This window comes from Tenacibaculum sp. TB-56 (assembly GCF_059716275.2).
Genome location: NZ_CM201367.1, coordinates 1774427 through 1785650, shown reverse-complemented (window position 1 = coordinate 1785650; position 11224 = coordinate 1774427). Strand labels below are relative to the sequence as shown.

Annotated in this window: 9 protein-coding genes; 6 read left to right on the top strand and 3 right to left on the bottom strand. The window is 32.3% G+C overall.

Features of this window, described 5'->3' with window-relative positions; translation table 11 throughout:
- The first annotated feature begins 4 nt into the window (after window positions 1-4).
- Together AC3VI6_RS08630 and AC3VI6_RS08625 are read left to right on the top strand one after the other, a co-directional pair.
- Window positions 5-772, top strand: a complete 768-nt coding sequence (locus AC3VI6_RS08630; RefSeq protein WP_497705882.1) for a polysaccharide biosynthesis/export family protein — start codon at window positions 5-7, stop codon at window positions 770-772.
- A gap of 7 nt (window positions 773-779) precedes the next feature.
- A complete protein-coding gene (locus AC3VI6_RS08625) occupies window positions 780-3155 on the top strand; it encodes a GumC family protein (protein ID WP_497705881.1) in 2376 nt (791 codons plus the stop codon).
- Window positions 3156-3183: 28 nt separating this feature from the next.
- Here the strand turns inward: AC3VI6_RS08625 and AC3VI6_RS08620 are convergent, their stop codons facing one another.
- Window positions 3184-3939, bottom strand: coding sequence for a tyrosine-protein phosphatase (locus AC3VI6_RS08620; RefSeq protein ID WP_497705880.1), 756 nt, complete (start codon window positions 3937-3939; stop codon window positions 3184-3186).
- Window positions 3940-4089: 150 nt separating this feature from the next.
- On the opposite strand from AC3VI6_RS08620, the gene AC3VI6_RS08615 reads away from it, so the two are divergent.
- Entirely contained in the window at window positions 4090-4941 is an 852-nt protein-coding gene (locus AC3VI6_RS08615; protein ID WP_497705879.1) for an N-acetylglucosamine kinase, read from the top strand.
- Here AC3VI6_RS08615 and AC3VI6_RS08610 read toward each other — a convergent pair.
- Entirely contained in the window at window positions 4938-6191 is a 1254-nt protein-coding gene (locus AC3VI6_RS08610) for a UDP-N-acetylmuramoyl-tripeptide--D-alanyl-D-alanine ligase (protein WP_497705878.1), read from the bottom strand. The two genes, AC3VI6_RS08615 and AC3VI6_RS08610, sit on opposite strands and share 4 nt — an antisense overlap.
- 63 nt (window positions 6192-6254) lie before the next feature.
- Complete coding sequence (gene gldJ, locus AC3VI6_RS08605) at window positions 6255-7958, bottom strand: gliding motility lipoprotein GldJ (RefSeq protein WP_274635211.1); 1704 nt, start codon at window positions 7956-7958, stop codon at window positions 6255-6257.
- A gap of 354 nt (window positions 7959-8312) precedes the next feature.
- Between gldJ and porV the strand changes: the two genes are divergently transcribed.
- From porV to AC3VI6_RS08590, 3 genes are all read left to right on the top strand, one after another.
- Window positions 8313-9413 carry a type IX secretion system outer membrane channel protein PorV gene (gene porV / locus AC3VI6_RS08600; protein ID WP_497705877.1) on the top strand — a complete coding sequence of 367 codons (1101 nt, stop codon included), beginning with the start codon at window positions 8313-8315 and terminating at the stop codon, window positions 9411-9413.
- A gap of 80 nt (window positions 9414-9493) precedes the next feature.
- Window positions 9494-9976, top strand: a complete 483-nt coding sequence (gene cdd, locus AC3VI6_RS08595) for a cytidine deaminase (RefSeq protein ID WP_497705876.1) — start codon at window positions 9494-9496, stop codon at window positions 9974-9976.
- A 174-nt stretch (window positions 9977-10150) separates the two neighbouring features.
- Window positions 10151-11215, top strand: coding sequence for a 3-oxoacyl-ACP synthase III family protein (locus AC3VI6_RS08590; protein WP_497705875.1), 1065 nt, complete (start codon window positions 10151-10153; stop codon window positions 11213-11215).
- Window positions 11216-11224 lie beyond the last annotated feature (9 nt).

The window sequence follows — 11224 nt, the reverse complement described above, 5'->3', positions numbered from 1 at the left end:
ATCAATGCAAAGAATTAAAAAAATTGTTTTAGCTTTTATTGTAGTAACTATAACTTCTTGTGCTTCAAGAAAAGAGATAGTTTATTTTCAAAAAGATCAAGTTGATCAATCGAAAACAAACACAACTTATAAAACTGTTTTCAAAGCTGATGATTTGCTTCAAATCACTATTTCTGCTTTAGATTTAGAAGCTGTAAAACCTTTTAATTTACCTGCTGTTACCTTTGCTACAACTACAGACAGAGCTGTTGGAACACCACAACAACAAACATACCTTATTGATAATGAGGGATTCATAGACTTCCCTGTACTAGGAAGATTGAAATTAGCTGGATTATCTAGAACAGAAGCTATCGAATTGTTAAAAAACAAGTTGTCACCTGATTACGTTAAAAACCCTACCATAAATATTAAAATCACTAACTTTTCAATTACCGTATTAGGTGATGTTAAAATGCCAGGGAGATTTACCATACCAAATGAACGAATTTCAGTATTAGAAGCTGTTGGTTTAGCAGGTGATTTAAACATGTCAGGAATTAGAACGATTGAAGTTAAAAGAGAGGAAAATAACGAAATAAAGAGTTATAAGTTAGATTTACGCTCTAACGAGGTTTTCAACTCTCCTGCTTATTATTTACAACAAAATGATGTGGTTTATGTAGAACCTAACAGATCTTCATCTCAAGACGCAGCTTATAATAAAAACACAGGTCTTTTTATTTCTTTAGGTTCCGTAGTCATTTCATTAATTTCAATCCTTACAAGATAATATTGCTATGAGCAACGAACAGTATTCTCCACAGTTAGAAGAAAACGACACAATTAATATTAGAGCTGAATTAGAAAAATACTTAATTCATTGGAAATGGTTTGCTTTAGGTGTATTATTAACACTAATAGGTGCTTTTTTATTTTTACGATATAGTACTCCTAAATACAGCGCTGCTACTACCATTTTAATAAAAAATGATAAACAAGGTGGTATTTCAGAAGAACTTGCCGCTTTTGAAGATTTAGGAATTGTTGGTGGTTCTAGTAAAAATATTGATAATGAGATTGAAATTATAAAATCTCGTAAACTTATCAATGACGTTATTCAAACTTTAAATTTAAACATTAGTTACCTAACTGAGGGTAGAATTAAAGAATCTGAAGTTTATAAAAATAGCCCTATTATTTTCACTCAAATTGATTCTTCATCTACAGCTTTACATGAAGTTGATACTACTTTTAATGTTGAAGTTTTATCGGCAGATAGGTTTCGTTTAAAAGATATAAATGGTTATATTATTTCTGAAAATGAATTCAGTAAAACTATAGAAAGCACTACTTTAGGAAGTTTTAAAATAGAAAAATCTTCAGTATTTAAAGACGAAAAAACTGGAAATGCTGTAAAAATAGTTGTACGTTCTATAAATAAAGTGATTGATGGTTACCAACAAGCAATTAACATTGCGCCTATTAGTAAAAAGTCTAGTGTTTTAAAATTATCCTTACAATCTTCTATAAAAGAAAAAGCTGAAGACATCTTAGATGAGTTGGTTAGACAGTATAATTTAGATGCTATTAATGATAAAAAAGAAGTTTCAGAAAAAACAAATAGTTTTATTTCAGAACGCCTAAGTAATGTTGCTTCAGAACTAGGAAGACTTGATGATAATGTTAAGACTTTTAAGGATAAAAATAACATAACTGATATCGAGTCTGAAGCTCAATTAGTCTTGCAAACCAACACAGAGAATCGCAAAAAATTAATTGAAGCCTCTACAGAATTAAGCCTAGCAAAATCTTTAAACAAAGAGTTAGACAACAATGATTATTTACCTGCCAACTTAGGTTTATCAGACTCAAATATTGGAAGTTCTATAAATGAGTACAACCAGTTAATGACTCAACTAAAACGTTTAGAGAAAAGTGCTGGATCAAAAAATACTGTACTTATAAATGTTCAAGAAAACCTAGCTAGCTTAAGAAGTTCTTTAAAAAGAAGTCTTGAAAATACTGTTAGATCTTTACAAATAAAAGTAGGTAGCTTGCAGCGTGAAGCTAACCGATTTGATACTAAAATTTCTTCTATCCCTACAAAAGAAAGAGAGTTTTTAGATATCGCTAGACAAAAAGAAATTATTGCAGGTTTATATTCTTACTTATTAAAGAAAAAAGAAGAAACAGCTATTTCTTTAACTGCTACTGCGGTTCCTAATGCTAAAATTATTGATAAAGCTTACGGTTCTGATATTCCTGTGAGTCCTAAGAAAAAAATTATTTATTTAGCCGCATTATTACTGGGCTTAATTATTCCTTTCATTATTATTTACTTAAGGGATTTATTAGATACAAAAGTTCATACAAGAAAAGATATTGCAGATTTAACCTCAATACCTTTCTTAGGGGATATTCCACATTCTGAAACAAAAGAAAAGATCGTCATCAATTCTAGTGCCCGTTCTGGTACTGCTGAAGCTTTCAGATTAATAAGAACGAACCTTGACTTTATGCTTTCTAACAAAGATGAAAATAAAGGTAAAGTAATCTTTGTAACATCAACAACCAGTGGAGAAGGGAAATCGTTTACTTCAATAAACTTAGCTGCTTCTCTATCTTTATCTGGAAAAAAAGTTGTACTTGCCGGATTAGACTTAAGAGCTCCTAAAATTACAGAATACCTTGAACTTCCTGAAAGAAAAGGAGTTACGAATTATATTACAGATGATAGTATTACGATAGATTCATTAAAGTTTTCTATTGATGAAATCCCTAATTTAGATATTATCTCTTCAGGTGCTATTCCTCCTAACCCAGCTGAACTGCTAATGACTGAAAAGGTAGAACGTTTATTCGCTGAATTAGAAGCAGATTACGATTATGTGATTATAGATACTGCACCTGTTAGTTTGGTTACTGACACTTTATTAATAGCTAAATACTCAGATCTTGTTATGTATGTAGCTCGAGCTAATTATTTAGACAAACGAATGTTGATTGTTCCTCAGACCTTATATAAAGACAAAAAATTACCTAACCTAGCAATCATTTTAAATGACACAGACTTAAAACGTGGTTATGGATATGGTTACGGATATGGTTATGGCTACGGTTACGGTGCTAACGAAGAAGACAATAAACCTTGGTATAAAAAAATATTTAGTTAATCTCTAATGACTAAATAAAAAAGGAAGCTTAAATAGCTTCCTTTTTTTGTATAAACTTTTTATTGTTATTTAATAAATGTTCTATTTGATTTTTTATTTTCACATTCCCTATTTTTTGTAAAAGCTTTAAATGATTATGATGATGCGTATCTGTCCCTACAAAATCATACATATTCTCGCTTAATAACTTCTGAGCTGTTTTTTGTACGCCTTTTCCATATTGTTCCGTTAACGACAATAAATTCAATTGAAAAACACAACCTGCTTTTTTTAATTTATAAAAGTTCTGAAAATCGCCATGATAAAAATTATAGCGTTCTGGATGTGCTAAAACAGGTTTATACCCTTTTAGCTGAATTTCGAACAAGATGTCATATAAGTTATACGGAGCATTGAAGTAAGACATTTCAACTAATATATAATTATCTTTTAATGTTAAAATATCATCTGCTTTTAATCGTTCTACAAAACGTTCATCCATCATATATTCAGCAGCAGCATTTATATTTACATCACTAAACCCTTGCTTTTTCAACTCAATTCTCACCTCTTCTAGCTTATTCTTTATCGTTTCAGAAGAATTCGGATATACATCTCCCAAAACGTGAGGCGTTGTTATAAAGTTTTTAATTCCGTAAGAATACATCTTAGAAATTAACGAAATTGAATTCTCTAAATCTTTAGCTCCATCATCTATTCCAGGCAACAAATGTGAGTGAATATCTACAAAACCATCCGGAAAAACTTCATGTAATGGAAGTTCCTTTTTCTTTAAAAAAAACATAATAAGGCGAAATATCTATTTAACTACAAAAATAAACGAATAATATGTATTGTGTAGTATCAAAATCCATTCCTTTTTTTGTTCAAGATTAAATTAATCGCTGTCATCTCATTATGATGCTATATCTTTGGGCTGTAACAGACGAATAATATGATTTTAATTGCTGATGGCGGCTCTACAAAAGCCGATTGGATTACGCTTAACAATGACAAAAAAGAAGTTTTTAGAACTACTTCTTTAGGCTTGAACCCTTCTGTATTAACAAAAGAAGAAATGCTCCGTACGATTAACAGTACAGAAGAATTACTTTCAATACAAAACGAAGTGCAACAAATTCATTTCTATGGAGCCGGTTGTGGTAGCCCCAAAGCTGCGGAAAATTTACAACAAGTTTTAAAATCCATTTTTGAGAAAGCTACCGTTTTTATTTCTGAGGACACGCTAGCTGCTGTTTACGCTAGTTCTGGAAACAACCCTGGTATAGTTTGTATTTTAGGAACAGGTTCTAATAGTTGTTATTTTGATGGAAAAAAAATGATTACTACTGCTCCTTCACTTGGTTACACGCTAATGGATGAAGCTAGTGGGAATTACTTCGGAAAGCAATTGCTACGTGATTATTACTACAAAAAAATGCCTAAAAAAATAGCTACTGCATTTGAAACTTCTTTTGAATTAGATACGGATATCGTAAAAATGAACTTGTACAGAAAACCAAACGCTAATATGTATTTGGCTTCTTTCGCTCGATTTATGTTTGAATACAAAGAAGAAAAATACATCCGAAGAATGATAAAAAAAGGGTTTCAAGACTTTTTTTACTACAGAATACTTCCTTTTGAAAAAGACTCAAAAACCCCAATTTATTTTATTGGTTCTGTTGCCTACTATTTCAGAGACATCTTAGAAAAAGTGGCTACAAAAAATAAGCTAGTTATTACTGATGTTATCCAACGTCCTATTGATAACTTAGTAGAATTTCATAGAAACAACACCTTTTAACAAAACTCAACTACTCTTTCAAGAGCCATTCCTCTTGATCCTTTTACTAAGACTGTGCTCTTATTTATAGGGTTTAATTTCAAATACTCTGCTAACTCTGAAAAAGTTTTAAACTTTTTGAAGTCAGTAGTGGTTTTGTAAAAGTTTTCTCCTACTAAGAATACGTTGTTGAAATTAAATTCTTTAGCTATGTCTACAATATTTTGATGTTCTTTTGAACTATACGATCCTAATTCAAACATGTCACCTATAATAATTGTTTTATGAGCAGATTTAAGTGCTTTAAAACTCTCTAAAGCAGCTTTCATACTAGTTGGATTCGCATTATAAGCATCTAAAATTATGGTGTTACTCTCTGTCTTAATAACTTGCGATCTGTTATTTGACGGAATATAACCTTCAATTGCTTGTTTAATCTGTTCCGAAGTAACTTCAAAATAATTACCTATGGTAATCGCTGCTGAGATATTCGCAAAATTATATGCTCCTATTAAATTGCTTGTTATTGTTTTATCTTGATAAGAAAATCGGACTAACGGATCTGCCTCTAAATACTTAATATCCTCGCTAAACCATACACTATCCATACCTTTGGTACGCTCCATCTGTTTAGCATCATTAGGATTGACGATTACTTTTTTGTTGTGTTTTCTAAGATAATCATACAGTTCAGATTTTGCTTTTACCACACCTTCAAGCGAACCAAAACCTTCTAAATGTGCGCTTCCAAAATTAGTTATATATCCGTAATCTGGTGCTGCGATTTCTGATAGAAAAGCGATTTCTTTATGATGATTCGCTCCCATTTCTACGATACCAATTTCAGTATCTTTATTCATTGACAATAAAGTCAATGGAACACCAATATGATTGTTCAAATTTCCTACCGTAGCAGTCGTTTTATACTTTGTTGAAAGTACCGCATTGATTAGTTCTTTGGTTGTTGTTTTACCGTTACTTCCTGTCAACGCGATAATAGGCAACCCTAATTGATTACGATGGTAATTCGCCAACTTTTGAAGCGTTTCTAAAACATCGTCTACCAGAATAGTCTTTTCAGAAGTATTATATGCAGCTTCATCAACTACAGCGTAACTCGCTCCGTTTGCTAATGCTTCTTCAGCAAATTTATTTCCATTAAAATTCTCTCCTTTCAAGGCAAAGAACATTGTGTTTTGTCTAATATTTCTGGTATCAGTATCCACTAACCCATAAATGCTATATAACTGGTATAAGTCTTCAATCTTCATCTTGTAAAAATAAAAAAACCTCATTGAGATTCAATGAGGTTTTTTCTATAATTAAAACTGTACTTATTTTATTTTATCTGGTGTTGCAGTTTTTCTTTTGTTTAACACCATTGGCCCCATTTTGTCAGTAGCACATCTAAATCCGATGTAGTTAGTTGCCATATATTCTGGGAAATATCTTCTTTGGGCAGGATCTAACCAATATTCTCTATCAGCCCAAGAACCTCCTTTATACACTCTAGACTTATCACTAATCAACGTAGTTCTTCTCTTATCGTCATATTTGTAATTCTCAATAGCATTTCCTAAAGAATCTACTTCTGCTTCTGGTTTTTGAGGAGAGTTATACATTCTAGAAGAACGATCTAGTTGATCTTTATCTAATCCGTAGAACTTAGAAGAAGCTTGATCTCCATCTCCTAAACTAGAGTTATTCGCTAAGTTATAGTTTCTTCTCATGTAAGTATCTTCCTTAGTAATTGGAATATACTTCACACTTCCTGGTAAGTCTTTAGGTACGATTCTTCCATTTTCTAAAGTATCATACTCTACTTCTCCATCTCCAACGATTACAACTTTACCTTCTTCGTTAATTAACTTCTTCGTAAAGATATTTCCTCTAAAGTAGTTGAAGTCATTTGCTTCTGAATCGATAATTGGTCTGTATACATCTTCTACCCATTCAGCAACGTTACCAGACATATCGTATAAACCGAATGCGTTTGGAGGGTAACTTCTTACTGCGTTAGGAATATCAGAACCATCACTACTCCATCCAGCAATACCACTATAGTCCCCTTTTCCTTGCTTAAAGTTAGCTAACTGATCTCCTCTTCTACGCTTATCTCTATCACGTGTATATTTTCCACTCCAAGCATATTTTTTTCTACCTCTAATGTTGTTATACTCACGGTTTTCAAAAATAGCTTTTGCAGCATATTCCCATTCAACTTCCGTAGGAAGTCTGAATTTCTGAGCTAAAATACCATCAGAAGAAGTTACTTGTCTTCCTGTAAACGATCCCTTCGCTGGTTTTGGCTCTCCTTTTACTCTTGGTACAGGAATACCTTTTTTATAGATAGTAGAATCTCCATCAAAAATTGCATACGGATCAGTTAAATAGGTATCCGTATCAAAATTATTTTGTCCTCTGAAGCTTAATGAATCGTCTTTAAAGATGTTTTTAATCACCCCTTTATCCATTAAAATTTTCAAGTTCAATGCATTGGTACGCCACTTACAGTATTTATTAGCTTGAATCCAGCTAACCCCAACCACAGGATATTCTGCATACGATGGGTGACGTAAATAACTTTCAGATAATAAGTTTGTGTTTCCTAAACCTTTTCTCCAAACTAAAGTATCTGGTAAGATTGAAGGATAAATATCTTTGAATTGAGGATCTTCTGGAGGAAATACATCTTTGGTATATTGCATAAACAAACCATATTCTGCATTGGTTACCTCTACTTCATCCATATAAAAAGAACGTACGTGCATTTTTTGAGGTGTTGTATTCCAATCAAACATTACGTCGTCTTGTACTAGTCCCATAGTAAAGGTACCACCTTCAATATGAACCATTCCTGGGGGAACATTTTTACCTTCTTTGTACTTCCCTTTTAAATAACCACCATAACTAGGATCGTTAAAGTTCCAACCAGTTAGAGAGGACTTACTTGAACCGCTACCTCCATTACTCTTACAAGAAGTAATCAGCAAGCCGGTGATCGCTAATAAACTAAATAATTTTAACGTACTTTTCATGTATTTTAAACTGTTTTTTAAGGGTGTCGCAATTTACAATATTTCTAATTTCTTACAACTAATTTAGTCACAAATTCTCTTTTCGCAACCTTAGCCTTGCAAGATTACAAACGATGTATTTAAAACTTTAGTATTACGAATCTAAGAAAAAGATTAAAATAAAGGTTGTTTAACTTCATTATTTCTCACATTCTAAAAAAAGACAAATTAAAACACCTTATATAATATATTCTTTATCTTGTCGTTAATGTACTACAGAATTAAAGTAATTAGAAATACGTAAGTTTCCTATTACAGCCCCGATAATCCTTCAATTAAAGTTATATATTTGCTAAACAATTAATCAAATTTTACATGAAAAAATTATCGATCGTATTATTTTTTGTGTGCTTTACCCTTCAAAACAAAGTACAGGCCCAAAATGAAACGTCAATAAACACAACGGCAATGCCGTTTTTATTGATTACACCCGATGCTCGCGCTGGTGGTATGGGAGACATTGGTGTTGCAACATCTTCAGATGCTTTTGCAATTTTTCACAACCCTGCAAAAACTGCTTTTAATCAAAATAGAATTAGCCTTGGTGTTAACTACACCCCATGGCTTAGAAACCTTACTGATGATATTTTTGTAGGTGGTGGTTCTTATGTAAATAGGTATAGTGAAAAATCAGCTTGGGGAATAGACTTAAAATATTTTTCTTTAGGAGAAGTAGCTCTATATGACCTAGGAGGTGTTTCTAACGGTACAGAAAAACCAAACGAACTAGCTATTACAGGAATTTACTCGTTAAAACTGAGTGAAACCTTCTCTATGGGTATTGGTCTTAAATACGTGCATTCTAATTATAAAATTAGAAGTAATGATTCTAGCATAGAAGCTGTTAACTCTTTTGCAGTAGATGTTTCTGGGTATTACCAATCAAAAGAAGCAAACTACGGAAGTTTTAATGGTCGTTACCGATTAGGATTTAACATTGCGAACATCGGTCCAAAAGTAGAGTATACTCCTGGAGTACCAAACTTTATTCCTACAAACGCTAAAATTGGTGGTGGATTCGATTTTATTTTTGATGATATGAATATCTTCGGATTGAATTTAGAATTCACAAAACTATTAGTTCCTTCTAATCCTAATTCGGATAGAGGGTGGTTTGAAGGAATGTTTACTTCATTAGGTGATAGAAGCTTTGAGGAAGAATTACAAGAAACCACTTGGGCTTTAGGCGCTGAATATTTATACAATAATTCTTTTGCTTTAAGAACAGGGTATTTCCATGAGAGTCCAAAAAAAGGACAACGTCAGTATTTTACATTAGGTACTGGTTTTACCACTAAAGCATTTAATATTGACTTATCATATTTAATTAATACATCTGAGGTTAACAACCCTTTAGAAAACACCTTACGCTTTTCTCTTTCTTTTGATTTAGGAGAGCTTTATGAAATTTATTAAAACTCATATTTTTTTTATAAATTCGTATCAGAATACAAAAGCAGTCTAACCGACTGCTTTTTTTGACTAATTTATTCACTATGAAGAAAATTACTATAAACACCTCCGCTACGTTGTTTGATGATATCTCTCAATTGTCAACCGAAGATGCTTTCTTATTAGAAAAAGCAGTTGAAGCCAGACAAAAAGCCTATGCTCCTTATTCAAAATTTAATGTTGGTGCTGCTTTACTGCTTGACAACGGAGAGATCATTTTAGGAAACAATCAAGAAAGTGCAGCGTATCCTTCAGGTATGTGTGCCGAACGTGTGGCTATTTGGAAAGCAGGTTCTGAGTATCCGAATATGAAAGTAAAAAAAATAGCCATTACCGCTGCTTCTGAAAACTCAACAGTTGATAAACCTGTCGGTCCTTGTGGTGCTTGTCGACAAACCTTATCAGAATACGAAATCAATCAAAAACAACCTATTGAAATACTTTTCATGGGAGAAGTTGGACAAATTGTAAAAACGGAATCGTTACTTTCGTTACTACCATTTTCCTTTGATAGTTCTTATTTATAAAGTTACCAGACATCAAAATCACAAAAAAGACGTTTCCTAATTCCTAAAAAAACAATTTAAACTCCATTTTTTAAGAATCTAACAAATCTTTAAAATAGCTTCTTCATAAAAGGGTTATCCTCAATAAAAATGCTTTATTTGTAATTACTCAACCCTAAAAAATCATTTATTTCAATGAAACACTCAGTAATTACAGGAACAGGTTCGTTCATCCCCTCTATAAAAAAAGAGAATGCTAACTTTAACAATCATGTATTTTTAAATGCAGACGGAACCTCGTTTGATAACCCTAACCCTATAATTATTGAAAAATTCAAATCCATTACGGGTATTGAAGAACGCCGTTATGCAAAAGACGAGTACAAAGCCTCTGATTTAGGTTATTTTGCTGCTAAAAAAGCCATTGAAGATGCTAATATTAATCCAGAGGAATTAGATTACATTATTTTTGCACATAATTTTGGGGATGTAAAAAAAGACGCTATTCAAAGTGATATCCTACCTAGTTTAGCTACTCGTGTAAAATATTTACTACAAATTGAAAATCCAAACTGTGTTGCTTACGACATTTTATTTGGTTGCCCTGGTTGGGTGGAAGGTGTTATTCAAGCGCAAGCTTTTATCAAAGCTGGTATCGCAAAAAAATGTTTAGTCATTGGCGGTGAAACCTTATCGAGAGTCGTTGACATCAATGATCGAGACTCTATGATTTATAGCGATGGCGCAGGTGCTTGTATTGTTGAAGCTACTGATAAAAATGACAGTGGAATTTTAAGTCATGCTTCACAAACCTTCACCAAAGATGAAGCTTATTATTTATTCTTCGGAAATTCTAACGATAAAAGCAAAGACAAAGATGTTCGTTACATTAAAATGCACGGACGAAAAATTTACGAATTTGCCTTAACCAATGTACCTAAAGCCATGCAAACTGCTTTAGATAAAAGTGGCGTTTCAATTGATGATGTTAAAAAAGTTTTTATTCATCAAGCAAATGAAAAAATGGATGAAGCCATCATCAAACGTTTTTATCGTCTGTATAAGAAACCAATTCCTGAAGGTGTTATGCCTATGAGTATTCATAAATTAGGTAATAGTTCTGTAGCAACCGTCCCTACCCTACTTGATTTGGTGTTAAAAGGAAATATTGAAAACCAAGAAGTAAAAAAAGGTGATGTCATCATTCTTGCCTCTGTTGGAGCAGGTATGAATATTAACGCTGTTGTTTACAAGTATTAAAGTTTCTTA

Coding starts and splice junctions, on each gene's coding strand:
- AC3VI6_RS08625 (WP_497705881.1), top strand. CDS start 780: ATGAGCAACGAACAGTATTCTCCACAGTTAGAAGAAAACGACACAATT.
- AC3VI6_RS08610 (WP_497705878.1), bottom strand. CDS start 6,191: ATGAAGATTGAAGACTTATACCAGTTATATAGCATTTATGGGTTAGTG.
- AC3VI6_RS08615 (WP_497705879.1), top strand. CDS start 4,090: ATGATTTTAATTGCTGATGGCGGCTCTACAAAAGCCGATTGGATTACG.
- cdd (WP_497705876.1), top strand. CDS start 9,494: ATGAAGAAAATTACTATAAACACCTCCGCTACGTTGTTTGATGATATC.
- AC3VI6_RS08630 (WP_497705882.1), top strand. CDS start 5: ATGCAAAGAATTAAAAAAATTGTTTTAGCTTTTATTGTAGTAACTATA.
- porV (WP_497705877.1), top strand. CDS start 8,313: ATGAAAAAATTATCGATCGTATTATTTTTTGTGTGCTTTACCCTTCAA.
- gldJ (WP_274635211.1), bottom strand. CDS start 7,958: ATGAAAAGTACGTTAAAATTATTTAGTTTATTAGCGATCACCGGCTTG.
- AC3VI6_RS08620 (WP_497705880.1), bottom strand. CDS start 3,939: ATGTTTTTTTTAAAGAAAAAGGAACTTCCATTACATGAAGTTTTTCCG.
- AC3VI6_RS08590 (WP_497705875.1), top strand. CDS start 10,151: ATGAAACACTCAGTAATTACAGGAACAGGTTCGTTCATCCCCTCTATA.